Genomic DNA, 25,910 nt, shown 5'->3' on the forward strand with positions numbered 1-25,910 from the left:
CCGCATGATCCGTTCGATCTATTTTCCACCCCGCGAAGCGCCAATCCGAAACCTACCCGTAGAGCAATACGAGAGTTGTATCCAAGAACCCGAAGGCTTGCTGTGGGTCATCCTCGAAAAAACCAACCCGGATGAAATCCGTTCGATCCTCGCAGACGCCTTCCATTTTCACCCCCTGGCAGTCGAAGATTGTATCGACCACGGATACCAGACCCCCAAAATCGACGATTTCGAGGATTACCTCTTTATCATTACGCACGCCATCCTGCCCTCACCGGAAATTTCGGAAGATGACGTCCTGGAATTGGACCTCTTTCTGGGGGCGAATTATCTGGTAACGGTTTCGACCGAACAGGTCATGCCGCCGGTCGAAAAAACCTGGAAGCTGCTGGCAAAGGACAAGCGGCTGCACGCGGGTGGAGCCGATTTCCTGTGCCACGCCGTTTTGGATATCCTGGTCGATGATTACATGCCGCTGCTGGATAACATGGAAGATGAGATCGAGAAACTGGAAGACTTGGTGCTGGCCAAACCCAAGACGGAAACCCTCGAGCGAATTCTGGCCCTGAAGCACAGTATCATGGTCCTGCGCCATATCATCTGGCCGCAGCGCGAAGTGATCAACCGCCTAAGCCGGGACGAATTCCCAATGATCGACCAGCAAAGCCGGATTTATTTCCGGGATATCTACGACCATCTCATGCGCATTCAGGAAATGTCCGAGAATATTCGGGATGTCGTCAGCGGTTCCCTGGATATTTACCTGAACTCGACTTCACTGCGCTTGAATGAAGTCATGAAAGCCCTGACCATCGTCTCGACCATTTTCCTGCCGCTGTCCTTTGTGGCCGGCAATTTCGGCATGAATTTCAAGTTTATGCCGGAATTGAACTGGCAGCTCGGCTACCCGATGGTGCTCGGAATTTATCTCCTCATCGTGGGCGGAATGCTCTATTTTTTCAAAAGACGGGGTTGGTTCTGATCCACAAATCTCGCATTCATCCACGCCACGGAGAAAACTCCGTGGCGTTTTTGTTATTGACAAATTAGAAATATTGTTCTATTATAAGAATAAATCGAAGGGATTTTTCGGAACTCTTGAAAGGAGGTAGCCATGTCCAGTCAGCAACTTAATTACCGGCGGCCGTCCGACGATCGCACCCTCGGCTACCGAAAAATGATCACAACGAGTATTCTGGCAATCGCATTGCTGGGATTCGAAATCTTCAATTTCAGCACGACTGCCTATGCCTTGGATGATCTATTGGGATCCTTGAGCTTTCTCGGTATGCGCTGGTCGACCGTGCTGGCCATTGCATTCTGCGCGATCGATTTTGCGGGCATTGCCCGGTTGTTCCTACCGGAAGCCGAACAGGAAGTTCCCAGGGAACTCTGGTTTCTCTTCGGCGCCTGGCTCCTGGCGGCCACCATGAATGCCGCTTTGACCTGGTGGGGCATTTCGATGGCCGTGGTCAACCGCACCCTGGTCAGCAGTTCCGTCATCAACCCGCAGGTCCTCGTCCACGTGATCCCGGTGTTCGTGGCCATCCTGGTCTGGGTGACCCGCATCCTTTTGATCGGTTCGTTCTCCCTGAGCGTCAAATCCGCTTCAATCCAGGAGGTCCAATCGCAGGCTGCGCCTTTCGAGCGCCCGGCGCAGCAGCCGCTGGTCGTCACCCGCAAGCCGCGCTCGACGCCCGTGGAGCAGCCGTCGACCGTTTCACGCCCCACACCTGCCCTGCCCCGTAAACCGATCCCTCAGCCCCTCTACCCGTCTCAGGAGTCCGAACCGGAAGACTCGTCAGAACCCGTTTATATTCCGATGGATTCCGCTTATCACAGCCTGTCAGCCAGTGGAAATCCCCAGGCCCCAAAACAAAGCCGGAGGCTCTAGTTCTGGCCTGCACCGGTCGCCGCTTCGATCGCATCCCGGATCGATGAAAAGACCACCGCGCCCGCATCGGTAAGGGCAGCGCATTTATCGACGTTTTCGGTAATTCCCCAGGCATGAAATGAGGCCAGGATGCCCAGTTCATTCAAGTACTCGACCGCGGATTTCGCCGCCAAAACACCCACAGGCGTATCTTCGAATATGTGAACTTCGACCGGTCTCTGCGCCGTCCCGAAGATCAGAGAAATGCTCTCCTGCGAACCTGCCTGATCGAGATCATAAGCCGCCTGCATGGCCGAAAGGCTATCCAATCCCGAAGCGGCGGCCATGCCAGCCAACGCGTGGATGCGATTGGGCTTCAACAGGCTGTCCGCTTCGGTATGTACTTTTTCCGCCAGCCAGACCAATTCGCCGAAACCGATGCAGGGAATCCCGGATAATCCTGCGACGCGCAGGCCCAATTCGGCCTCGGGTGAATAACTGTGTTCGGGGTCGCTGAACAGCCCATCCGGTCGCGATGGCCGAGCTGAAATAGCGGACATTTCGATCTCGCCTTTCTTCCGCTTACGCAGCAAATCCGCAGCGACATCCGCCGGAATCAGGCTGATATCGCGGGTGACGAGTAATCCTTCGGTTTCACAATCCGCGGGTAAGTGATAAGTTTCTGAAAAAACCTGGCTGCCCAATTCCAGTAATTGAAAACGGCGAGTCGTTTTAGATTTCAGGACATCGCGCGTGTTGGCAAACAGGTCCCGGAAAGCACGGTAAGGGAAAAGATTGGGGAAAATCGAGTCGTCCTTAAGCAATTGATCGCTAAGCGCGCGGTTGTCTTTTGGCAGCAAGCCGATCGCAGTGATTTTTCTGCGGTAATCGATCGCTACGGACGCGGAATCCCGGTCGAACAACGCCGGCGGCACCTCATCGATCGAAAAATCAGCCGGCCGGCTCGCTGAATGATCCAGCCCTTCGTCGAGCATGCACGCCAGGCAGATGGGGATTTGATCCCATTCACTGGTGATCTGCTGGGACTCCAGCAGTGAAATCTCCTCTTCACCGGCCAGCCGCCCCCTAACCCCCCAGCGCTCCGCGTATTCTTGCAAAACGGTTCGAACACCCTGACGATAACCGAGCGGCTTGACCAGCACCCCATCGATATCGAAGAGATAAATTTTCAGGAAATTGACACTCAAAATAGCACCTTTTACGTGTTCAATGCAATCTCAGGCCGCCGTAATATAGGGTAAAATTGCGGGGTTCTTATTTTCCTATCTTTCTTCATTGAGCTGACATATGATTGAAATTATAACCGATAGCACATCTGATCTCAGCCCGGAACTCCTCGAGCGGTTTCATATCAAACGCCTCCCTTTGACCGTTTTTGTGGATAACCACGAGGTCAAAGATGGCGACATGACCTTGCGCGAACTATTCGATGCCGTCGATCGCACCGGAGCCCTTCCCAAGACATCGGCAGTGCCCGTTGTCGATTTTTCAGAGGCCTTCAAAGCTCAAAATGATGTGATCTGCATCGACATTTCGAGCCAGTTATCCGCCACCTATCAAAACAGTGTTCTGGCAGCAGCCGAGGTTAAAGACAAAAGAATAGCGACTGTAGATTCATTGAACCTGTCCACGGGCATCGGTTTGCTGGTGGTAAAGGCAGCCGAATTACGCGATCAGGGCCGCTCTTTCGATGAAATCGTATCCGAAATTCGGGCCACCGTTCCCAAAATTCACACGTCGTTTACGATCGACACACTGGATTATCTTTATAAAGGCGGGCGCTGCTCAGCTTTGGCGAATATTTTTGGCAGCTTGCTGCATATCCGTCCGGTGATCGAGGTACGCAGTGATGGGACGATGGGCGTAAAGGAAAAGATTGGCGGCGCTCGCAAGCGGGCCTTGCTTTCGATGGTCGCCGAATTTAATACCTTGCTTCCCACCATCGACCTGCACCGCGTATTCATCACGCACACCGGTTGTGACGCCGACGCTGCCTTCCTGGAATCCGAACTGCGTAAGCTGGCCAAAATCGATGAAATTTGCATCACCTACGCTGGCTCGACCATCGCCAGCCACTGCGGGCCCAATACCATCGGCATTCTATATATCCTCAAATAACACACAAAAAACCGGCGCCTTTTGAGGCGCCGGTTTTCATAATCTGAGGATCAGATAATCCCAAGCTCCTTGCCGACTCGGCCGAAGGTTTCCAGCACCTTGTCGAGTTGTTCATCGGTATGGGAAGCCATATAGCTGGTTCGCATGAGTTGGTGTCCGGGGGCGACGGCCGGGCTGATGACCGGGTTGACGAAGACGCCGTTTTCGAAGAGCGCTTTCCAGAACAGGAAGGTCTTCATGTCATCCCCGATGATGATCGGCACCACTGGCGTAACCGACCTGCCGATGTCAAAGCCAAGCGATTTGTAGCCCTCGCACATTTTCAGGCCAATATCGTTGACCCGTTGGATCCGTTCGGGTTCTTCGCGCATCACCTGCAGCGCGGCCAGGGCCGAGGCCGTGTTGGAAGGCGGAATGCTGGCGCTGAAGATCATCGAGCGCGCATGGTGCTTGATGTAATCGATGACTTCTTCCTTGCCGGCGATAAAACCCCCCAGCGAAGCAAACGACTTGCTGAAGGTGGACATGATCAGGTCGACCTGATCGGTCAAGCCGAAGTGGGCGACGGTGCCGTGGCCTTTGCCGAGCACACCCATACCATGGGCATCATCCACCATGACCCGCGCGCCATACTTCTTCGCCAGCGGGACGATTTCCGGCAGATCAGCCAGGTCGCCTTCCATGCTAAACAATCCATCCATCACCAGGATTTTGCCGCTCTCGGCGGGCAGGCTCTTGAGAACCCGTTCCAGGTGTTCGAGATCATTGTGACGATAGCGTTCGATCTTTCCGTAACCCAGGCGGGCGCCGTCCACGATGCTGGCATGGTCGTCCTTATCCAGAATAACAATGTCGTCCCGGCCCACCAGGGCGCTCACTGTACCGAGATTGGTCTGCATACCGGTCGAAAAAACAAGCGTGGATTCCATGCCCACCCATTCGGCCAACTCATGCTCGAGCTGTTCATGCATGGCGAGGGTGCCATTCAAAAAGCGTGAGCCCGTGCAACTTGTCCCATAGCGATCGATGGCGGTCTTGGCGGCTTCTTTCACTTTCGGGTGGGTGGTTAATCCCAGGTAGTTATTGGAACCGCACATGATGAGACGTTGGCCTTTGTACATGACCTCCGTCCCTTCATTCTCATTGAGTGGGATAAAGTAAGGATAGAACCCTTGCTTGATTGCATCCCTGGCTTCCGTGTACTCAAGGCACTTCTGAAAAATATCCATGCTTTTATCCTCAAAGAAAAAAATGGAATGATGAGCCCGAGATTAAAATGGTCCAAAATGGAATAAGGAAAATGCGGACCGTGGGGAAGGAAAGATCAGGGAAAGAGCGCTGGCCGTCCCCGCAACCAGGATTTGCCCCCTGATTTGGACTCAGATGACGATTATACACGAAAAAGATTTCAGACGAACTCTTGGGTTATGCTATTATTAAAACGAATTAAGTGAGAGATTATCCATCAGGAGGTCGGCTCGATGGGCTATTTTGGCGGTGTTGAGGCAGGCGGGACGAAATTCGTCTGTATTGTGACGGACGAACACGCAAAGATTCTGGCCGAGACGCGTTTCCCGACCACGCAACCCGAAGAGACTCTGCAAAAGACTGCGGATTTCTTTACGCATTGGATGAGTGAGCAACGTCTTACATTGGAAGCCATCGGGGTCGCCAGTTTCGGCCCGGTGGATTTGAACACAGCTTCGGAAACGTGGGGATTTATCACTTCCACGCCGAAACCCGGCTGGAGGAATACCCCGGTCACGCCGGTTCTTGAAAAGGCGCTGGGTGTCCCGGTTTTCTTCGATACCGATGTCAACGGAGCGGCTCTGGGAGAAGGTCGCTGGGGTGCGGCCCAGGGATTATCGGATTTTGTGTATCTGACCATCGGTACCGGCATCGGAGGCGGCGTCGTCTGCGCCGGCAAACCGCTGCACGGGCTGGTGCATCCGGAGATGGGTCATATTTACCTGCCGCACGACCGGCAGGCAGACCCCTTTGATGGCTGCTGCCCTTATCACAGGGATTGCTTCGAAGGTCTGGCCTCGGGTCCGGCTTTGAACCGCCGTTGGGGCGTTCCGGCCGAGAAGCTGCCCCCCGACCACCCGGCCTGGGAACTCGAAGCGCATATTATCGCCCTGGCCTTGTCCACCTTCATATGCACGCTCTCACCCCAGCGCATCATATTGGGCGGTGGGGTGATGGCCCAACACCAGTTATTTCCAATGATCCGCAAGCAGGTTGTCGAGATCTTGAACGGATATGTCCAATCCAAAACCCTGCTGGAGGAAACCGAGAGTTACATTGTTTCGCCCGGATTGGGGAACCAGGCCGGCTCCCTGGGAGCCATAGCCCTGGCGCTGAGGGGGTCGTAAAAAAACATCCCCTTTGTTTTTTCAAAGGGGATGTCATTTTTAGATCAGATCTAGGATATCCGCGCTGGTCAGGTGAATGCGGATGGCTCGCCGCCCCCGACTGCGCAGGGCTTCCAGGTCGCCCAACGCCTGGGCGCGTTCCAGCGTGGCAAAGCGGATGCCCTGTTCGGGAATTTCAAAATCGACCGTCGGATCCCGGGTAATCTGGATGAAAACGCCATTGTCACCGCCGCCCTTGTGCAACTGGCCGGTTGAATGCAGGAAACGCGGCCCGAAACCGAGCGTGGTGGCGCAGCCAGTGCGCACCAGCAGCACCGAACGGACTTTTTGCAGCTTCGAAGCCGTACGCGGATTGCGCGGCAGATAAGCGTTCAAGGCCACATAATCGACGCCGGCTTTGGCCTGCTGCAGGAATGCTTCGACCACATCGGCAATCGTCTTGGCGCCGTTCAGCCCTGGGAATTCCTGCCCATACACCCGGCCGCCCTCGCCTTCCCAGATGGCTTCGCCTTCATCCAGTTTCCCGGATTTCTGGAAGGCGGCAATTTTTTGCTGGGTGCGCGTCTTGTTGTCCTGCACATCCGGCTGGTTGAACGCATCGACGCCCAACACCGCGCAGGCAATCGCAATGGCCACTTCCCAGCGGTAGAACTCGGCGCTCAAATCGTAGGTATCCTTTACCGGCAGCACCAGCGCGGGATGCCCGGCCGCGTGCAGTTTCTTGACTTGTTCGTCCAGGCTGCCGGTCAGACGGATGTAGACAAAGAGACGATCTTTGCTGTAGTTGCGCGGCGGAAGCAGCGTCTCCTGATCCACAGGAATGATGCCCTTACCCTGTTTGCCGCTGCTCTCGGCCACCAGTTGTTCAAGCCAGGAGCCAAAAGCGGAGAATTCAGGGTCGGTCAGGATGGTAAGCTTGTCGCGTCCGGCCAGAGCCGCTTCGCCCAGGATGGCGCCCAGGACCAACCCTGGATTGCGACCGGCCGGCGTCGCGGGCGTGGATACGCTCATGACCCGCCCGGCGCGCGCCAGCCAGAGATCGAGATCGAGACCCAGCAGCCCGGCCGGCAGAATACCGAAGGCGATCAGCGCCGAATAGCGCCCGCCGACATTCGGATCCGCCAGCACGACCTCACGGAAACTGCGTTCGCGAGCCTGTTTTTCAAGCATGCTGCCCGGATCGGTGATGGCGACAAAGTGCTCGCCGGCCTTTACCTTGCCCAGGCTGTGAACTGCCCGTTTCCAGAAGAAAGCCAGATGGGATTGAGTCTCGCTGGTCGAGCCGGATTTGCTGGAGACAATGAACAACGTCCGCGCCAGCGGCGCGCGCTGCGCGGCGGTCCGCACCTGCGCCGGATCGGTCGAATCCAAAATGGCCAGGTCCAATCCGGGTTTGTCGTTCGCGCTCTGCACGCCAAATGTCAGCCGCAGCACCTCCGGAGCCAGCGACGAGCCGCCCATGCCCAGCAGTAATGCGTGGGTATAGCCTTCCTGCTGACAATCGGCCAGAATGCGCTTCGCCTGCGAAATCAGGGCGCGGCTTTTTTCAGGCGCGCGCAGCCAGCCCACCCGCTGTAGAATTTCCTTCTGCTCGGCGGGATCCTCTGTCCACAGGGTCGGATCCGGCTGCCATAAGCGGCGCGCGGCATCGATATCCGTCAGGTTCTTGACGCGCCTGGCGATTTTTTCCTGTAAATCCCCCAATTCGGCCAGGCAGGCTGTCCGGCGGTCGTCGATGGTCTTCAACAACCCGGTAAAGGCGTCCGAAAAGGACTTTACGCCCTCTTCCTCGAGTTCGTCCGTGACCTGTTCCATGTGAATGCCCATGGCTTCGAGATCTGCCAGGGCCTTGCGCATGCCCGCCAAATCTTTTTCGATCGTGACGGCCGATTCGCCGTGGTCTTTGAAAGCAACCAGAGTTTGCGGGGGAACCGTGTTGACGGTATCCGGGGCGATCAATTCTTCGACGTAAATCACATCCCGATAATCCGGGTTCTTCGTGCTGGTGGAAGCCCACAGCGGGCGTTGGGTTCGGCCGCCTTTGGCTTTCAGCTTTACAAAACGATCGGACCCGAAGATTTCCTGGAACTTTGCATAAGCCAGGCGGGCACTGGCAATGGCCGCCTTTCCGCGCAGGCTCGCGGCCTGAGGCGCAGCGGTGCCCTCAGCCTGGATGACCTTTTCGAGCCGGCCATCCACCTTCGTATCGATGCGCGATACGAAGAAAGATGCCACGGATGCGATCGAATCGATCGACTGTCCATGGGCGACCCGCTCTTCCAATCCTCTCAAGAAAGCGTCCATCACCTCAACGTAACGCTGCAGGGAGAAGATCAGGGTCACATTGACGTTTATTCCAGCGGCGATTGCCTGTTGGATGGCCGGGATTCCGGCCCGGGTGGCCGGGATCTTCACCATCAAATTCGGCCGGTCGACCAGCGCCCACAGCCGGCGCGCTTCAGAAACCGTGTTGACCGTATCGTTCGCCAGGTACGGGTTGACTTCGAGACTGACGTAGCCGTCCCCGCCGTGGGTGGAGTCGTACAGGGGACGGAATAGATCCGCCGCCGCCTGGATGTCCTCGACGGCCAGTTGCCAGAAAATATCCTCGGCTTTCCATCCGGCCCAGGCCATGGGTTTGAGGGCCGCGTCGTAATCGCTGGATTTGGCGATGGCGTTGTTGAAAATGGATGGATTCGAGGTCACACCGCGAATGTCGCCGTCCCGGATCATTTTCTCCAGCTCGCCATTTTCCAACAGGCGGCGTTGAATATTGTCATACCAGAGGGATTGTCCCAGTGCATGTAATGAATCGATTCTTGACATAAAACCTCCCAATGGATCCTGAAAACAGCCGGGTCGGGAAAACCCTGGCCCGGCCGTCGAAATCAACCTTCTTCTTCCAATTTCTTCATCTTATTCACCCGGCGGACGAACCGCTCACCGCCGTCGAATTTGGCGTTCACAAAGGCCGTGACCAGTTCGCGCGTCAGCGCCGGACCGATGACCTGTCCGCCCAGGCACAGGACGTTCATGAAATCGTGCTCCACACCCTGGTGCGCCGAATAGGTGTCATGGCACAGGCCGGCGTAGATGCCCTTCATTTTATTGGCGGCGATGACCACGCCAACACCGGAACCGCACAGGATCACCCCGCGTTCAGCCTCGCCGCGCTGGATGGCCCGGCAGGCTTTTTCTGTAAAATCCGGAAAATCCACACTGGTGGGGCTGTCGGTGCCAAAATCGAGCACTTCATGCCCCAGCTTGCGCAGGGTTTCGATTACGGTTGCCTTGATTGGAAAGCCGGCATGATCACAACTAACGGCTACGCGCATATTACTCTCCTACCATTCCCAACAAACCGTACGCCTGCCGGACGATTTCGTCCACCGTCAGGCCGAATTTCTCATAGATGGTTCGGGCGGGTGCCGAAGCCCCAAAATGATTGATTGCCATGATCTTGCCCTTCGGTCCAACCCAACGCTCCCAACCCATGCTCACCCCGGCTTCCACCGCAATACGCAAATCGGTCAATGGCGGAAGCACCTGGTCGCGGTAGCTCTGGGGTTGGTCTTCGAATAATTCCCAGCTCGGCATGGAAACAACGCGCACGCTGCGGCCACGGGTCGCCAGTTGGTACCCGGCTTCGAGCACCAGCGCCACCTCGGAGCCGGTTGCCATCAGGATGATCTCCGGCAGGCTGCCGCCCAAATCGGTCAGAACATAGGCGCCCCGAGGCAATTCGTTGGCCGGTGCAACCTGGCTGCGGTCGAAGGTCGGCACGGCCTGGCGGCTGAGCGCCAGCAGGGTCGGCCCGTTGCGCCGGCTGATCGCCACCTTCCAGGCTTCACTGACCTCGTTGGCGTCCGCCGGGCGCAATACCACCAGATTGGGGATGGCGCGTAATGCCGCCAGGTGTTCGATCGGCTGGTGGGTAGGCCCATCCTCGCCCAATCCGATGCTGTCGTGAGTCATCACCCAGATGCTCTGTAAATGCGATATCGCCGAAATTCGAATGGCCGGCCGCGCGTAATCCGTGAAGACCAGGAAGGTCGCGCCGTAAGGGATCAGGCCGCCGTGATACGCCATACCGTTTACAATCGCGGCCATGGCATGCTCGCGCACGCCGAAATGAAAATTCCGGCCCTCGGGCGTTGCGGATTGGAAATCAGGCTGGCCCGCAATCCAGGTGTTGTTGGACGGCGCGAGGTCCGCGGAACCGCCCACCAGTTCGGGGATTTTTGCGGCCAGCGCGTTGATCACTTTTCCGGAAGCCGCCCGGGTGGCCATACCCTTCGCGTCCGCCGGGAAGGCAGGCAGGGCATCTTCCCATCCCTTGGGCAGCTCGCCCTTCAACCGGCGGTCCAATTCGGCGGCCAGGTCGGGATTCTGAGAAGCATAGTCTTTGAATTCGGTGTTCCAGGCATTTTCCAGTTCGGCGCCGGTTGTTTCAGCCTGCCGGTAGAAGTGAAGCACCTCATCCGGAATGTAGAAGCGCGGTTCGAGCGGCCAGCCCAGCTTCTTCTTGGCGCCGTTCAATTCTTCATCGCCTGGCGGCTCGCCGTGTGCCTTCGAGGTATCCTGGCGGGTCGGAAGGCCGAAGCCGATGTGCGTGCGGCAGATGATGAGGGAAGGCCGTGGATCCGCTTTGGCAGCCCGGATGGCGGCGTCGATGGCTTCGACGTCATTTCCATCCGCCACGTGCTGCACGTGCCAGCCGTAAGCCTCGAACCGTTTGCCGCGATCCTCGGTAAAAGCCAGGTCAGTGGAGCCGTCGATCGTGATGCGGTTGTCGTCGTACATGTAGATCAACTTGCCCAGTTTCAAATGCCCGGCCAGCGAGGCGGCTTCGGAAGCGACTCCTTCCATCAAATCACCATCCGTCACCAACGCGTAAGTGTAATGGTCGATGAGCTTGTGATCCGGCCGGTTGAATTCGGCAGCCAGGTGAGCTTCGGCGATGGCCATGCCAACGCCGTTCGCAAAACCCTGTCCCAGGGGTCCGGTGGTCGTTTCGACGCCAGGGGTCAGCCCATATTCAGGGTGGCCGGGCGTGCGGCTGCCCCACTGCCGAAAATTCTGCAATTCTTCCAAAGAAAGATCATAGCCGGTCAAATGCAGCAGCGAATATAAAAGCATGGAGCCATGACCGCCGGACAAAACAAACCGATCGCGATTGGCCCATTTCGGGTTCTTCGGATTGTGACGCAGGTGACGCGTCCAGATGGTGTAGGCAATAGCCGCGGTGCCCATGGGCAGGCCGGGGTGTCCGGAATTCGCCTTTTGAACACCATCCGCTGAGAGAAAACGAATGGTGTTGATGGCTAAATTTTGTAAATCCTGTGCTTCGGTCATGAAAACCTCTTCAATAATTCATCAATTTTCAGGAGAAGAAGGGTTTCAATACCCGACCGTCTCCTTTAAGGGGCAAATCGTTCGGAATTTCGTTTATTCTACCATTAACTCATCTTTGATTTGGGTTTAGGGTGAGAAACGCGGCAACCTGATGGCTGCCGCGTTTCTTAAATTGACCGGATCCATCAATCGATCGCCTTGCGTTTCAGGCGCAGGCTGTTGGAGACCACGAAAATGCTGCTGAAAGCCATGGCTGCGGCCGCAAGCATGGGGTTCAGAAAGCCCAACGCGGCTGCCGGGATCAGAATGACGTTGTAGAAGAATGCCCAGAACAGGTTCTGCCGGATGACTTTCAGGGTAAGGTGCGAAAGCTTCACCGCGCGCACCACCCCGCGCAGGTCGCCGCTGATCAATGTAACGGGCGCGGCGGCCATGGCCACATCCGTGCCGGTGCCAATGGCGATGCCCACGTCCGCCTGCGCCAGCGCGGGCGCGTCGTTGATGCCGTCGCCGACCATGGCAACCACCGCTCCGGCGCCCTGCAGCTTCTTGACTTCGGCCGACTTGCCATCCGGCAGCACCTCGGCCAGCACTTCATCGACCTTCACCTGCCGACCGATGGCCTGAGCCGTTTTTTGGTTGTCACCAGTGATCATGGCAACCTTCAAACCCAGGTCATGCAAATCCTGAATTGCTGAAATCGAACCTTCTTTAATAGTGTCTGCAACGGCGACGATGCCCTGTACCTGGCCGTCCATAGCCACCAGCATGGCCGTCTTGGCTTCGGCTTGCAGGCGTTCGATTTCCGATTCCAACCCGTTGAGGGTGATCGAATTCGACTGCATGTAGCGCAGGCTGCCCACCGCTACCCGGCACCCGTCCACCTCAGCCGCGACGCCATTCCCGGCTTCGGCCTGGAACCCGGCCGGTTGACTCAACGCCAGGCCGCGATTGCCCGCCTCCGCGGTAATTGCTTCGCCCAACGGGTGTTCGCTGGCCTGTTCCACGCTGGCTGCCAGGCGCAGCAACTCGCCTTCCGGATTTGAAAATTGTCCTTTCCACGCATTCGCCGTTACGATGTCCGTCACGGCGGGTTGGCCGCGGGTGATCGTGCCGGTCTTGTCCAGCACGACGGTGGAAATCTTGCCGGCCCGTTCCAATGCCTCGCTGGAACGGAAGAGGATGCCCATCTCAGCCGCCTTGCCGGTGCCGACCATGACCGCCGTCGGCGTCGCCAATCCCATGGCGCACGGGCAGGCAATGACCAGCACCGCCACCATGTGGATGAGCGCCCGGGTGAAGGCGTTGACGTCCGAACCTGCGGCGGGGGCAGGCACCAGGAACATCCAGACGGTAAACGTAATCAAAGCAATGCCGATCACAGCCGGCACGAAGAAAGCCGAAACCTGATCGGCCAGCTTTTGAATCGGGGCTTTGCTGCCCTGGGCTTCTTCGACCAACCGGATGATCTGCGCCAGAGCAGTCTCACGCCCCACCCGGGTGGCCTCAAAACGCAGCGAGCCCAGTTTGTTGAGCGTCGCGCCGATCACCTTCTCACCCTGGAACTTCTCCACCGGCAGCGATTCACCGGTCAGCATCGACTCGTCCACACTCGAACGGCCTTCGATGACCACGCCGTCCACCGGGATCTTCTCGCCCGGGCGCACCGTGACGACATCGCCGACCAGAACATCCTCGACCGGCACTTCCAATTCGGCGCCATTTCGGATGATGCGCGCCGTTCTGGCCCGCAGCCCCATCAATTTCTTGATGGCTTCACTGGTGCGGCCCTTGGCGCGCGCTTCCAGGAACTTCCCGACCCGGATCAGGGTGATGATCACGGCTGCGGTTTCGAAATAGACATGCCCCGGGATCAACCCCAGCATTACCGGGATGGAGTACAGGTAAGCGGTCGAAGAACCCAGCGCGATCAGCACGTCCATATTGGCCGAACCGTTGCGCAGGGATTTATACCCGTTCACGTAATATTGGCGGCCGACATAGAACTGGACCGGGGTAGCCAGGACGAACATCACCCAGTTCAGCCAGGCAGCGTGCGCCCATTCCATCGGGAGCAGGCCAAAATCGCGCGCCATGGCGAGCAAAAAAAGCGGGATGGTGAATATCAAACCGATGATCAGCAGCCGGCGCTGTTCCTGGATCTCGGCTTCGCGCGCCTTCGCTTCGGCATCCTCACCTTCGCCACCGGTTTCCACGGCGCGAAAACCATTGGCCGCCACAACCTTGCGCAGGTCGGACTGGCTGACCAGGGTGGGAATATAATTTACGCGCGCTTTTTCGGTTGTGAAATTGACCGAAGCTTCACGCACGCCATCGAGTTTCGCGAGGGCTTTTTCCAGGCGTTTTGCGTCCTGGTCGTCGCTCATGCCGCGAATCAGCAGATCTGCTTCGCCCATCGCGACCCCATAACCCGCCCGCTCCACGCGTCCGATCAGGTCGGACAATCCAGTCAACGTCGGGTCGAACTCAACCGTAGCCCGTTCCGAAGAAAGGTTCACCACGGCCATCTCGACGCCGTTCACTTTTTTTAGGTTGCGTTCGATCGTCGCCACGCAATTGGCGCAGGTCATGCCGGTGATGGGTAATACCACCTGTTTCGAATCGCTCATATCTTTACACCTCTACCGTTAATCCGCACAACGAGCCGGTGCGATCCGCAGGGAGGAACCGGCTCGTTTCGGATAGCGGACTACCTTTTTTGTGTTTTTTTTCAGGCCGCGACCGGGTAATTGATCTCGGCCAGCAATTCCTTGATCTTTTCTTCCGTGGCCGGAATATCGAACTCGACGGTCACATTCTTGTTGTCCAGGGTTGCCTCCACCCGGCTCACACCGGGCAGTTCGCTCAATTCACTCTGGATCGTGTGGACACAATGTCCGCAAGAGATCGCGGGGACGTGGTAGGTAATGGTTGTCATGGGTTACTCCTAATCGAGATAATCAAGAATCAGACTTTGTTGCCTGCGTCGAAAATATCGGCGATTTCCTTCAGCACGCGTTCGCGCTCATTCGGATCTTCGCCTCGAATGGCAGTGATGACACAGCTGTTCAGGTGGTTATCGAGGACCATCGTCGAGACCTTATTCAGCGCGGCTTGCACTGCCTGGATCTGCCGGATCACATCGATACAATAAGCGCCTTCTTCCATCATGCGTTGGATACCGCGCAGATGGCCTTCGGCCGTTTTCAAACGCACAATTGCTTCAGAATTCGCCATATCTTCTCTCTCTTATACCCCCTCCCCGGTGGGGGAGGGAATTCCACTTAATAATATCAATTAACCTCCAATTTGTCAATATATTGAGTATAATTTTTCCGCTTGACACAGTTCTCCCATCTCAATAGGATTGATCTATGCAGATCGCACGCAAACGCCATCCCTGGATTTCCGGATTCGTTCTGGTGCTCGCCGCAGCCTGGATCGCGGGCACCGCCCTGTTGACGGATCCGGCTGCCCAGGGCAAAACACTCGCCCCTCAGGCGGGTTTCCCGGCGCCAGCCTTTACCTTGAACACGTTATCCGGCGATCCGATTGGCCTGGAAGATTTTACCGGAAAAGTGGTTGTGCTGAATTTCTGGGCATCCTGGTGTCCTCCCTGCAAAGCGGAAATGCCAGCCTTCGAAGCCTTACAGCAGGCATATCAGGGCCAGGACGTCGTCATCCTGGCTGTGAACACGACTTATCAGGACGATTTACCGACCGCCACTCAATTCGTGGCAGACCGCGGATTGACTTTTCCGATACTGATCGACGCTGATGGTCAGGTATCCAAAGCCTACCAGGTTCTCGCGATGCCGAGCTCTTTTTTTATCGATCGCAAAGGCGTCATCCAGCAGGTCATCATCGGAGGACCGATGTCTGAAGCCCTGGTTCAAACCCAGGTTCAACGTCTGCTGGCGGAGGAACCCTGATGCTCCCGATCCTGCAAATCGGTCGGCTGGCCATCCCCACCCCTGGCCAGATCCTTTTACTTGGATTGTGGTTTGGGTTGACCTTGAGTGAAAAGTTGGCTCGCCTTGAACAGAAGATCGCCCCCGATCGAATCGATACGCTCGCGATCATCGCCTTGGCCGCCGGCGTTCTGGGCGCGCGATTCTTTTACGCTGCCCGGTCCCCGGCCGTTTTCCTCCAGCACCCGCTCAACCTGGTGAGCCTGAATACGGCCATGCTGGACGTAACCGGTGGCCTGATTTGCGCCGGTCTGGCCGCCCTGATCTATATCCAGCGTATTAAAATGAAGTTCTGGGAGACGCTGGATGCGCTGACCCCATTCTTCTGCGTGATGGCCATCGCCATCGGACTGGCGCATTTTGCCTCCGGTGAAGCCTTTGGAAGCCCGGCCCGGCTGCCCTGGAGCATCCATTTATGGGGCGCGTACCGGCATCCGACTCAACTATACGAAACCGTGCTGGCATTAGGGGTCGCCTTCAGCGTCTGGCCGCGCCAACGCAAAGATCGAATTTCCGGGCTGCGGTTTCTACTCTTTGTCGCATTGAGCGAGATCGCCCGCATCATCGTGGAGAGCTTCCGCGGCGACAGTTCTTATCTATTTGGAACGCTGCGCTCGGCGCAGGTTTTCGCCTGGCTGGTACTGGCGGTAAGCCTGGCCGTCATCGGCTCCAGGCTGAAATTGTCCCCAGTTGAAGGGCCATCGGGAGGAACACAATGACGCTCGCCGGAAAGACTGTTCTGGTGACCGGAGGGGCCAGGCGCATCGGCCGCGCAATCGCGATGGCGGTGGCCGAAGCCGGCGCAGACGTGATTTTGCATCACCATGCCTCCGTCCAGGAAGCGGCGGAAACGGCCGAAGACATCCTCAATTTGGGCCGAAAAGCCTGGGTGGTGCAGGCCGATCTGGAGGATCCTTCCCAGGTGACCGCCATGATCGACCGGGCATCCAAGTTCGCTTCCATCGATGCGCTGGTCAACAACGCCGCCATTTTTGGCTCACAAGACGTGCTTTCGACCACGCTCGAAAACTGGCACCAGCATTTGGCCGTCAACCTGACCGCCCCTTTCCTGCTTAGCCAGGAGTTCGCGCGTCGGTATTCCGCTGCACCAGAAGGACGGATCCTCAACATCCTGGACTGGCGCGCAGTGCGCCCGGGCGCGGATCACTTTGCATACACGATCAGCAAGGCTGCCCTGGCAGCCATGACCCAATCCCTGGCCGTGGCGCTTGCGCCGCGCATCCTGGTGAACGGTCTGGCTCTGGGCGCCATCCTTCCGCCGGCCGAAGGACCAAATCCTGATAAAATTCTTCAATCCGTGCCGGCTGCGCGCTGGGCAGACCTGCGCGAAGTCGCCGAAAGCGTGGTCTTCCTGTTATCCGGTCCGGCGTATATGACCGGCGAAATCCTTCACCTGGACGGCGGCCGGCATCTGGTGTGATTTCTCGATACAAGAGGTTTTCATGGATCAAACATTCGTCAAAGATTTACTCGTGCGTGGCGTCATTGGCATCTCGGATCGCGAACGCCAGCAACCTCAGGACATCCTGATTAACCTGGTATTCTTCACCGACATCAGCCAGGCAGCGATCAGTGACGATATTCAAGACTGCGCAAATTACCGGGATATCTCCAAGCGGGTATTTGCCCTGGCTGAAACAGCCAACACCTACACGGTGGAAGCCCTGTGCGCCAGAATTGCAGCGCTGTGCCTGGCCGAACCGAATGTGAAGGGCGTTCGTGTGCGGGTTGAAAAACCCGGCGCGGTGCGCTTCTCGCGTTCGGTGGGCTGCGAAATCGAACGTTTCAACCCCTGAGCAATCCTATGCACCAGGCCATTCTGCTGCTTGGTTCCAATATCTTCCCTGCGGAGAATATTCCCACTGCCATTGCCCTCCTACAGGAATATTGCCATGTATTATCCCTTTCGATCCTCTGGGAAACGCTGGCCGTCGGCAATCCAGGACCCAATTTCCTGAATATCGCCGTTCTGGTCGAAACGGAACGGGAGAGCGAGGCGTTCAAATGGCAGATCATACGCCCCATCGAGGACAAGATGGGACGGGTTCGCACCAGCAATAAGAACGCCCCCCGGACGATCGATATCGATATCATCATCTGGGACGGCCAGGTGACGGATTCGCACGTGTGGACGTGGGCGCACATTGCCTTGCCCGTATCCGCGCTGGCGCCGCAACTGGTCGATCCCGCGACCGGGAAAAGTCTACAAGATATCGCCCGGGAATTACGCGAAGAGTCACGGGCCGTACCACACCCCGAATTCTTCGGTTTTCAGTAACCCCATCCAAAACATAAAAAACGGCGGCCGGACAATCTTGCCGGCCGCCGTTCACGTTTCACGAAATTCTGCTTTAGAAATGCAGGGGCTGTGCCCCGCGGGAGATGTTATCCAGGAACTCCATCCGCAATGCCAGGTCAGTACGGAAGGCGCCCAGCATCGTGGACGTTGTCATGCGAGAATCATGTTTCTTGACGCCGCGTATCATGGAACACAAATGCAGCGCCTCGACTACCACCGCCACACCCTGTGGATGAAGCAATTCATTGATGAAATCACCGATCTGGCGCGTCATGCGTTCCTGAACCTGTAATCGTCTGGCGAACATATCCACGACGCGTGGAATTTTCGATAGGCCGATCACCCGCCCCTTCGGAATATAAGCGACATGCGCCCGGCCGATGAAGGGCAGCATGTGATGCTCGCACAGGCTGTAGAATTCGATGTCCCGGACGACGACCATCTCGTCATACTCGACATCGAAGAGGGCATCGTTGACCATGACGATCGGATCCGTGCGATAACCGGCCAGCAGCTCTTCATACATGCGCGCCACGCGGTCCGGCGTCTTTACCAGACCTTCTCGTTTGGGATCTTCACCAAACGCTTCGAGCATGCTGCTGACCGCGTTTTGGATGGTATCGACATCGATCTCGCTATCCATAAACAATTCCGCAGCTTTGTAAACAGCACCATCATTGTCATCCATAAATTCACGACTCCTCAGAAGGATCCACCTTCATACCGTTCTTTCAAGAGCATTTTACACCGGGCTAACGGTTCCGTTTGAGCAGGTCGAGCGCCAATTCCTCCAACGCCTGACCAGCCGTGGGCTCGCTGACTGCTTCGTGTAAGGCTTCCAGCGCCTCGGTGGTCAGACGATCAGCCTGCGCCAGGGTAAATTCTTTGGCGCCCTCGTCGCGGAGTTCTTCAGCGAGTTGAGGAACCTCTTCTATTGTAATCGGTCCGGCCAACCATCGCTGCGCAAAAGCGTTATTTTTGACCAGCGCAAAAACAACCGGCAGGGTCTTCTTACCTGATACCAGATCGCTTTCGATCGATTTTCCCAGCAGCGCCGCGTCGCCCCAGATTCCCAGGGCGTCATCCTGCGCCTGAAATGCCAATCCAAGCGAATAGCCGAACCGGTAAAATGCGTCCTGGCGGTCTTCGTCGGCTCCGCCAACCAGGCTGCCCAACTTCGCGCATCCGGCCAGCAACGCCGCGGTCTTCCCTCCGACCATTGGCCAATAATCCTCGACGGGAATGCTGCGCTTCGTCTCGAAAGAGATATCCAGGAACTGGCCCCGGGTAAGGTCGAGACAGGTCGTCTGGAGAAGTTCTGCGGCGGCCAGTGTTTTTACGGCGGGTAACGATCTATCAAGATCGATCAACGCCAGGTGCGCCAGGGTCAGCATGGCATCTCCCGTGTTGATCGCCTGGGCTTCACCCCATTTTGCCCAGACCGTCTTGCGGCCATGCCGCAATTCACTTCGGTCTTCGATATCGTCATGGATCAGAGAAAAGTTATGGATCAATTCCACTGCCGTCGCGGCCGGGATCGCGTTATGCCAATCCCCTCCGGCGGCCGCGCAGCACAGTAGCGTGATCTGCGGGCGAATGCGTTTACCCTGCGCCCTTGCGCCGCTCCCCTCGCCTTCCCAACCGAGATGATACGCCATCATGTAGCGTAGATCTGCATAACGGTCCTGCTGGAAGTGCTGCTCGAGCAAGCTGTGCAGCGCCGTTTCCACGGCAGGCAAGAATTGCGCTGAGAACTGCTTATAAGCCATGGCCGCCTTCTTCGAAGATTTTGTGATCCTGCAATGCCGGGATGTTGCGCGAACCGGTGGCGAAAAACACGGTTCGAAGAATATCGTCGATTTCATGGATGAGATCCAGCGTGACTTCCACGGACTGGCTGGCTGCTTTCAAGAATGGGCCGGCCATGCCGCCCAACCTGGCTCCCAGGGCAATGCACTTCGCAATGTCGATGCCATTTTTCAACCCTCCCGAAGCGATCACCAGGAGATCCGGCGCAACTCGGCGGACATTTCGGATGGCTTCCGCGGTTGGGATCCCCCAATCCTGAAAGGCTGCCGCCACCCGCGCCTTGCGCGGGTCTGTCAGACGGTGCATCTCCACCTGAGACCAGGAGGTTCCCCCGGCGCCGGCCACATCGATCGCAGTCACCCCGGCGTTTTGAAGCAGCCGGATGTCCTGCTCGGAGAATCCCCAGCCCACCTCTTTGGCAATCACGGGCAGGGTTAACTGCCGGCAGATTTGCTCGATGCGCTGCGCAAGACCGCTGAAACGCGTGTCCCCTTCTGGCTGCAAGGCCTCCTGGAGCGCGTTCAAATGCAGAATCAAGGCATCCGCCCCGATCATATCCACGGCTCGTTTGCACTGATCGATATCATAACCGTAATTCAACTGGACGGCGCCGATATTGGCAAACAGCAGGATGTCAGGCGCATACTTCCGGATTTCGAAAGTGTAAGCCAGTTCGGGGTGCTCGATTCCGGTGCGCTGCGAGCCCACCCCCATCGCGATGCCCGTTTCCTGGGCAGCCTGCGCCAGTACGCGGTTGATGGTTTCGGCTTCCGCCGTTCCACCGGTCATCGACGATATCAGGATGGGCGTTCTTACCGTCTTGCCCAGCAAAGATTGAGATAAATCGATTTCTTCCAAGTCCAATTCGGGTAGCGCCCGATGATGGAATCGAAAATGCTCCAGACCCGAGGTGAGGCCGGATTGCACGTCCTCCTCTCGATTGATTCGAATCTGGTCGGCTTTTCGATTGGGTAAAAGCGGATTATCTGGCATAATCTCTTTGCGGCGAGAAGAATAAATCGAGTATACCAGAGATCATCTCCATCTTCTCCTCTCCGTTTTGATAGACGATTCGAGCGAATTATCCATCGATGAGGAATGAGCGGCATGTCAACCTGGATTTTTGCCAGACATGGAGAAAGCGAAGCCAACCTCCTGCATGAATTTTCCAACCGTGGCCTGAAACATGGGCTGACCGAACTGGGCTTTCAGCAGGCGGCTCACCTTGCGCAGGAAGTCAGCGCCTATCCGGTCAAGGAAATATATTGCAGTCCCTTGCTTCGCGCACGTCAGACGGCTGAAGTTATTGGCTACAGGTTGAATCTCGTTCCGCAGGTCAAGGATGCGCTGGTCGAATTCGACACCGGCGCGCTCGAAGGCAAAACCGATCCTGAAAGCTGGCAGGCTTTCGATGAGATCTTCCAGGCTTGGTTGCTGCGAAAAGACTACAGCCGGTGCTTTTCCGGCGGCGATAGTTTCGACTCGATTCGCGATCGTTTTCTTCCATTCATCCAGGCCCTGCAAGAAGCAAATCTCAATTCTGACCGGGCGCTTCTTTTCATCGGCCATGGGGGAACTTATCTGTGCGTGCTTCCTTTGATCTTGAAAAATATCGATTTCGATTTCGTCTCTCGCCATTATTTAAGTCACACCGGGATGGTGATTGCGGAAGAACAAAAAGGTGAATTATTCTGTAAGGTTTGGGATGGTCTCAGGTTATAATTTACGCATGAGCAGCCCTTCTCCTGTCAAACCCAATATTCTGGCTTTAATTCCGGCATTTAACGAAGAGGTCGGTGTAGCCGACGTCATCCACGGCGCCAGCAAATACCTGCCTGTTCTGGTCGTCGATGATGGTTCCCACGATCGCACTGCCCAAATCGCCGAAGAGGCCGGTGCGGTCGTTCTCCGCCAGGTGCCCAACCAGGGCAAAGGCGCGGCCATGCGGGCGGGTTTCCAATACGCGCTTCAAAATGGTTACGCCGGGGTGATCACGCTGGACGCGGACCGCCAGCACAACCCGGATGAGATCCCAATCTTCTTCGATTGCTACACGCAAACTCAGGCGGATCTTATCATTGGCGCGCGGGATTTTCGAAAAATGCCGATTGTCCGGCGTTGTTCGAATACCATCGGAAGGGTCATGTTTTCATGGGCGTTGGGCCAGAAAGACCGCGACAATCAATCCGGTTACCGTTTTATCTCCAACCGGTTGATGGAAAAATTAATCGGCAGCACCGAACGCGGTTTTGAATTCGAAGTCGAAATGCTGGCCGTCTGCGTCAAGCTGGGATACCGCCTTGAATGGGTCACCATTCAGACGATCTACGCGGGAGAAAAAAGCCATATCGTCCCGCTCAGGCATATCGTCAATTGGTTCCGCATCATCGCCAAGACTCGGCGCATCATGAGAACTTCAAATTAGCGAAACCCATACCGACTGCCGGGTGTTACAAGAAATGCAAGCAGGATTTCATCTTGACAGATGAAAAAGACACAATACAATTCATACTTAATCCATAAAGTAATGAAGTTGCCCTTATCCTAGGAGGAACGTGATGAGCGATACTTATCAAGAAGTGAAGGCCGTAATCGTGGATGTTTTGAAAGTCGACGAAGGCGATATCAAGCCCGAAACTCGTTTTGTCGAAGATTTGAAAGCCGATTCGATGGATCAATTCTTCCTGATCGATGGTTTAAGCGAAAAATTCGGCCTCACCATCTCAGATGATGACGCGCGCGCCATTCGCTCTGTGCAGGACGCAGTCACCTACGTCGAAACACACAAGAACTAAGTGAACATGGATCAACCGGAACGGCGCGGAAATTCCGCGCCGTTTTTAGGTTTAATCTTTAAGTAAATTAGGAATCTCTTCTGGATGGCGCGCCATGCGCGCACCGGCGTTTTCCAGTGCCTGGATTTTCTCTTCCGCGCTTCCGGAACCGCCCTCGATGATCGCGCCGGCATGTCCCATCCGTTTTCCTGGAGGCGCCGACTGGCCGGCGATAAACGCCGCCACCGGTTTGGTCATCGACGTGGCGATAAACTCGGCCGCGCGCTCCTCATCCGATCCGCCAATTTCTCCGATGACGACCACTTTTTCGGTATGCGGGTCCGCTTCGAACAATTCCAGCACATCCACAAAATTCGTTCCGGAAATTGGATCGCCGCCGATGCCCACGCAGGTGGACGTTCCCAGACCGGCCATTCGCAGCGCCGCCAACACTTCGTAAGTCAACGTGCCGGAGCGAGAAACGACGCCCACGTTTCCCGGAATCGTAATTTTTCCCGGAATGATCCCAACCTTTGCCTCGCCGGCCGTCAACAATCCGGGGCAATTCGGACCCACCAGGCGCACCGAGTGCTGATCCAGGAATTTTCGCACGCGCATCATATCCGCAACCGGCACACCCTCTGTGATGCACACGATGAGCGGAATGCCGGCATCCGCGGCCTCGAAAATGGCATCCGCCGAGCTGCGCGCGGGGACAAAGATGACGCTGGTATTCGCGCCGGTGACTTCCACGGCCGTTTTCACCGAATCGAAAACCGGCACCTTGCCGTCCAGCACCCATTCACCGCCCTTGCCAGGCGTTACACCGGCCACGACATTGGTTCCATATTGCACCATTTGCTGGGTGTGAAATAAACCCTCGTGCCCGGTGATGCCTTGAACGAGAAGACGGGTATTCTTATTGACCAGGATGCTCATTTCGTCCCCTCCCTGGCAGCCGCAATCGCTTTCTGAGCCGCATCGACCAATGTGTCTGCCATTACGAAGTTGGCATTTGTCAGCAAACGAAGGCCCTCTTCGGCATTGGTGCCCACCAGACGAACGATCATGGGAACCTTTGACTTGGCCTCTTGATGGGCGCTTAAAATTCCCCGCGCCACCTCATCCCCCCGGGTGATGCCGCCAAAGATATTGATCAAAACCGCTTTGACATTCGGGTCTGAAAGGATTATTCGTAACCCGGAGGCCACTTTTTCAGCTGCGGCTCCTCCACCGATATCCAGGAAATTGGCCGGAGAACCGCCGTAGAATTTGATGAGGTCCATGGTCGCCATTGCCAGACCGGCGCCGTTGACCATGCAGCCGATTTCACCATCCAGTTTGATAAAGGAAAGGCCATATTTCCGGGCTTCCACCTCACCCGGAGTCTCTTCATCCTGGTCACGGGCCTCGCTCAGGTCCGAATGCCTGTAAAGCGCGTTGTCGTCGATGACCATTTTCCCATCCAGGGCCAGCAGGCGGTTATCGGCGGTAATGACCAGCGGATTGATTTCAGCCAGCGTGGCGTCATTTTCCTGGTAGGCGCGCCAGAGCCCATTGGCGATGGTGATGAACATTTTCCAATATTCTTTTGGAAGGTCCATGCTCACGGCCAGGTCCCGAGCCTGGTAATCGCGCAGCCCCAAAAGCGGATCGATGGCGACCTTCAGGATCTTCTCCGGGTTTTTCCTTGCAACCTCTTCGATTTCCATGCCGCCCTCGGACGAGCCCATCATCACCGGGCAATGCCGGGTACGGTCATTGGTGATTCCCAGGTATATTTCCTTGACAATGGTGACCGCTTCATCGATCAGAACTTTGCGGACCTTCATTCCCTTGATGTTCATGGCAAGGATGTGTGTGGTCAGTTCCTCGGCTTCCTGGGGACTCTTCGCCAGCCGAATTCCACCGGCTTTTCCCCGGCCGCCAACCAGCACCTGCGCCTTGACCACGACACGGCCGCCCAATTCTTCCGCGATTTGTTTTGCCTCACTGGCAATCCCGGCGACCCGTCCCTTGGGAATGGGAACACCATATTTCGCAAACACCGACTTGGATTGGTATTCGTGAAGTTTCATCCTGCATCCTTGGATGGAAAGGATATATTAGCACCCCGTTTATAAAATTATATCATGTGCTTGATTTTCACAATTGTTCGTTAATGCATCAAAGCCCTCCAAACGGAGGGCTTTGATTATTTTGGTGTTATTTAACCTTTTAGGAATTCTTCGAGAGCCTCTTTGCTGATGCGATAGGCGCTGCCGATCTTTTTTGCCTTTAATTCGCCTGCAGTAATGGCCGCAATGACATCCTCTTCAGAGACTTTCAGAACGGTCGCCGCCTCAAAAGGCGTCATCACCGAAGGAACGGCGGCCGCCGCACCCGCGCCGTTTGCCTGTTGCTGGTTCGCCGACGCCATGCCGGACAAAGATTGGGAAATGACATTGCCCAGACCAACGCCAGCGCCGATCCCGGCCGTCAAACCGGCTCCGCCGCTCGGGTTTTGCGCTGCATCGCGCAGAGCATCCGCGGCCTGCAACTGGGTGTAGGTCTGCATATCCAACATACCCATCGCGCGCAGTTCTTCGGCGGATTTATCCGACGGTTTAAGGTTGCCGACGAAGAAAGTCTTCAGCGTCAGGCCGATGGCGGCAAAATCATCCTGCGCCTTGGCGCGGACGCCGGCGCTCAATTCATCCGTCAGGGCGATCAACTCGGCCACCGAGCTCTTGGCGGCGGTTTCGGCCAGCAAATCCTGCAGCCGTGAAAGTAGAACCGTGCGCAGGCGATTCTCGATATCCGCAATTCGATAGACGCCCTGTGCACCAACGATCTGGGTCACAAACTGCTGGGCGTCGTGAACCTGGAAACTGTAGGTGCCAAAACCCTGGAGCAGCGCCACCCCCAGGCCCATCCCGGGATTACGAACCAAAATGGGTTGCGGAGTCCCCCAGCGGCGGTCAGCGAACTCTTTCATCGAGACGTAATAAACTTCCGCCGTGAATGGCGTTCGATCGTTGAAGGCCTTGCCGATCAAATCGATCAGGAACGGGATATTCGCCGTCGAAATCGTGTGCCGTCCCGGGCCAAGTACATCCAAAGCATGCCCGTCCCGGAAGAAGACAGCGCGCTGCGCTTCACGAACAATCACCTGCGAACCCAGGCGAAGATCGGCCACTCCCACTTCAGGGAAACGATGCACCAATTCATCCGCCATCTCACTGGGATATTCAACAACATCAAAGATTCGTGCCATCTTGGTTCTCCCTTTATCTCAATTAATCGATTCAACAC

General features: G+C 56.5%; 26 protein-coding genes. 12 read left to right on the top strand and 14 right to left on the bottom strand.

The annotated features are described in order from the left end of the window. Positions 1-4 precede the first annotated feature (4 nt). The gene (gene corA / locus LARV_RS13775) at positions 5-982 is read left to right on the top strand and encodes a magnesium/cobalt transporter CorA (protein ID WP_075074173.1); all 978 of its coding nucleotides are present in this window, start codon (positions 5-7) and stop codon (positions 980-982) included. 132 nt (positions 983-1,114) lie between these two features. Beyond that, complete coding sequence (locus tag LARV_RS13780; RefSeq protein WP_075074174.1) at positions 1,115-1,894, top strand: hypothetical protein; 780 nt, start codon at positions 1,115-1,117, stop codon at positions 1,892-1,894. Here the strand turns inward: LARV_RS13780 and LARV_RS13785 are convergent. Continuing rightward, complete coding sequence (locus LARV_RS13785; RefSeq protein ID WP_075074175.1) at positions 1,891-3,081, bottom strand: hypothetical protein; 1,191 nt, start codon at positions 3,079-3,081, stop codon at positions 1,891-1,893. The two genes, LARV_RS13780 and LARV_RS13785, sit on opposite strands and share 4 nt — an antisense overlap. Before the next feature lie 100 nt (positions 3,082-3,181). On the opposite strand from LARV_RS13785, the gene LARV_RS13790 reads away from it, so the two are divergent. After that, the gene (locus tag LARV_RS13790; protein WP_075074176.1) at positions 3,182-4,012 is read left to right on the top strand and encodes a DegV family protein; all 831 of its coding nucleotides are present in this window, start codon (positions 3,182-3,184) and stop codon (positions 4,010-4,012) included. Between the two features lie 50 nt (positions 4,013-4,062). On the opposite strand, the gene LARV_RS13795 is transcribed toward LARV_RS13790, so the two are convergent. Next, positions 4,063-5,241, bottom strand: a complete 1,179-nt coding sequence (locus LARV_RS13795) for an aminotransferase class I/II-fold pyridoxal phosphate-dependent enzyme (RefSeq protein WP_075074177.1) — start codon at positions 5,239-5,241, stop codon at positions 4,063-4,065. 252 nt (positions 5,242-5,493) lie between these two features. Between LARV_RS13795 and LARV_RS13800 the strand changes: the two genes are divergently transcribed. Continuing rightward, on the top strand, positions 5,494-6,387 hold the full coding sequence (locus tag LARV_RS13800; protein ID WP_075074178.1) for an ROK family protein: 894 nt from the start codon (positions 5,494-5,496) through the stop codon (positions 6,385-6,387). A 39-nt stretch (positions 6,388-6,426) separates the two neighbouring features. On the opposite strand, the gene LARV_RS13805 is transcribed toward LARV_RS13800, so the two are convergent. From LARV_RS13805 to LARV_RS13830, 6 genes are all read right to left on the bottom strand, one after another. Next, positions 6,427-9,213, bottom strand: coding sequence for a bifunctional transaldolase/phosoglucose isomerase (locus LARV_RS13805; RefSeq protein ID WP_075074179.1), 2,787 nt, complete (start codon positions 9,211-9,213; stop codon positions 6,427-6,429). Between the two features lie 62 nt (positions 9,214-9,275). Next, positions 9,276-9,722: a ribose 5-phosphate isomerase B gene (gene rpiB, locus LARV_RS13810; protein WP_075074180.1), complete on the bottom strand. Its 447-nt coding sequence runs from the start codon at positions 9,720-9,722 to the stop codon at positions 9,276-9,278. Position 9,723: 1 nt separating this feature from the next. After that, positions 9,724-11,742, bottom strand: coding sequence for a transketolase (gene tkt, locus LARV_RS13815; protein WP_075074181.1), 2,019 nt, complete (start codon positions 11,740-11,742; stop codon positions 9,724-9,726). Between the two features lie 185 nt (positions 11,743-11,927). Continuing rightward, a complete protein-coding gene (locus LARV_RS13820) occupies positions 11,928-14,372 on the bottom strand; it encodes a heavy metal translocating P-type ATPase (RefSeq protein ID WP_075074182.1) in 2,445 nt (814 codons plus the stop codon). Between the two features lie 101 nt (positions 14,373-14,473). Continuing rightward, positions 14,474-14,680 carry a heavy-metal-associated domain-containing protein gene (locus tag LARV_RS13825; RefSeq protein WP_075074183.1) on the bottom strand — a complete coding sequence of 69 codons (207 nt, stop codon included), beginning with the start codon at positions 14,678-14,680 and terminating at the stop codon, positions 14,474-14,476. A gap of 29 nt (positions 14,681-14,709) precedes the next feature. After that, entirely contained in the window at positions 14,710-14,979 is a 270-nt protein-coding gene (locus LARV_RS13830) for a metal-sensitive transcriptional regulator (protein ID WP_075074184.1), read from the bottom strand. 137 nt (positions 14,980-15,116) lie between these two features. Between LARV_RS13830 and LARV_RS13835 the strand changes: the two genes are divergently transcribed. Genes LARV_RS13835 through folK form a run of 5 tightly spaced genes read left to right on the top strand, consistent with a single transcriptional unit; the run spans position 15,117 to position 18,012 of the window. Continuing rightward, on the top strand, positions 15,117-15,674 hold the full coding sequence (locus LARV_RS13835) for a peroxiredoxin family protein (protein ID WP_075074185.1): 558 nt from the start codon (positions 15,117-15,119) through the stop codon (positions 15,672-15,674). Then, positions 15,674-16,432 (top strand): prolipoprotein diacylglyceryl transferase, encoded by a 759-nt coding sequence (locus tag LARV_RS13840; RefSeq protein ID WP_075074186.1) that lies wholly within the window; start codon positions 15,674-15,676, stop codon positions 16,430-16,432. Before LARV_RS13835 ends, LARV_RS13840 begins: the two co-directional genes overlap by 1 nt. Then, entirely contained in the window at positions 16,429-17,154 is a 726-nt protein-coding gene (locus tag LARV_RS13845; RefSeq protein WP_075074187.1) for an SDR family oxidoreductase, read from the top strand. Before LARV_RS13840 ends, LARV_RS13845 begins: the two co-directional genes overlap by 4 nt. A 22-nt stretch (positions 17,155-17,176) precedes the next feature. Further along, entirely contained in the window at positions 17,177-17,530 is a 354-nt protein-coding gene (locus LARV_RS13850) for a dihydroneopterin aldolase (RefSeq protein WP_075074188.1), read from the top strand. Positions 17,531-17,538: 8 nt separating this feature from the next. Beyond that, positions 17,539-18,012, top strand: a complete 474-nt coding sequence (gene folK, locus LARV_RS13855) for a 2-amino-4-hydroxy-6-hydroxymethyldihydropteridine diphosphokinase (protein WP_075074189.1) — start codon at positions 17,539-17,541, stop codon at positions 18,010-18,012. A gap of 73 nt (positions 18,013-18,085) precedes the next feature. Here the strand turns inward: folK and folE are convergent, their stop codons facing one another. From folE to fni, 3 genes are all read right to left on the bottom strand, one after another. Beyond that, positions 18,086-18,676, bottom strand: a complete 591-nt coding sequence (gene folE / locus LARV_RS13860; RefSeq protein ID WP_075075246.1) for a GTP cyclohydrolase I FolE — start codon at positions 18,674-18,676, stop codon at positions 18,086-18,088. Positions 18,677-18,785: 109 nt separating this feature from the next. Beyond that, positions 18,786-19,802, bottom strand: coding sequence for a polyprenyl synthetase family protein (locus LARV_RS13865; RefSeq protein ID WP_075074190.1), 1,017 nt, complete (start codon positions 19,800-19,802; stop codon positions 18,786-18,788). Beyond that, the gene (gene fni / locus LARV_RS13870; RefSeq protein WP_075074191.1) at positions 19,792-20,835 is read right to left on the bottom strand and encodes a type 2 isopentenyl-diphosphate Delta-isomerase; all 1,044 of its coding nucleotides are present in this window, start codon (positions 20,833-20,835) and stop codon (positions 19,792-19,794) included. The genes LARV_RS13865 and fni overlap by 11 nt, the downstream gene beginning before the upstream one ends. A gap of 114 nt (positions 20,836-20,949) precedes the next feature. Between fni and LARV_RS13875 the strand changes: the two genes are divergently transcribed. The 3 genes from LARV_RS13875 (at position 20,950) to acpP (ending at position 22,637) form a co-directional block, all read left to right on the top strand. Further along, complete coding sequence (locus tag LARV_RS13875; protein WP_075074192.1) at positions 20,950-21,564, top strand: histidine phosphatase family protein; 615 nt, start codon at positions 20,950-20,952, stop codon at positions 21,562-21,564. A 7-nt stretch (positions 21,565-21,571) separates the two neighbouring features. Beyond that, entirely contained in the window at positions 21,572-22,267 is a 696-nt protein-coding gene (locus LARV_RS13880) for a glycosyltransferase family 2 protein (RefSeq protein ID WP_075074193.1), read from the top strand. 133 nt (positions 22,268-22,400) lie between these two features. Beyond that, positions 22,401-22,637: an acyl carrier protein gene (gene acpP, locus LARV_RS13885; protein WP_075074194.1), complete on the top strand. Its 237-nt coding sequence runs from the start codon at positions 22,401-22,403 to the stop codon at positions 22,635-22,637. Positions 22,638-22,688: 51 nt separating this feature from the next. Here the strand turns inward: acpP and sucD are convergent, their stop codons facing one another. The 3 genes from sucD to LARV_RS13900 form a co-directional block, all read right to left on the bottom strand. Further along, the gene (sucD, locus tag LARV_RS13890; RefSeq protein ID WP_075074195.1) at positions 22,689-23,555 is read right to left on the bottom strand and encodes a succinate--CoA ligase subunit alpha; all 867 of its coding nucleotides are present in this window, start codon (positions 23,553-23,555) and stop codon (positions 22,689-22,691) included. Further along, positions 23,552-24,694: an ADP-forming succinate--CoA ligase subunit beta gene (gene sucC, locus LARV_RS13895; protein WP_075074196.1), complete on the bottom strand. Its 1,143-nt coding sequence runs from the start codon at positions 24,692-24,694 to the stop codon at positions 23,552-23,554. Before sucC ends, sucD begins: the two co-directional genes overlap by 4 nt. Positions 24,695-24,825: 131 nt before the next feature. After that, complete coding sequence (locus LARV_RS13900) at positions 24,826-25,872, bottom strand: SPFH domain-containing protein (RefSeq protein WP_075074197.1); 1,047 nt, start codon at positions 25,870-25,872, stop codon at positions 24,826-24,828. Positions 25,873-25,910 lie beyond the last annotated feature (38 nt).

Origin of the sequence: Longilinea arvoryzae (assembly GCF_001050235.1) — a bacterium.
In the GTDB taxonomy this organism is placed as follows: Bacteria; Chloroflexota; Anaerolineae; order Anaerolineales; family Anaerolineaceae; genus Longilinea; species Longilinea arvoryzae.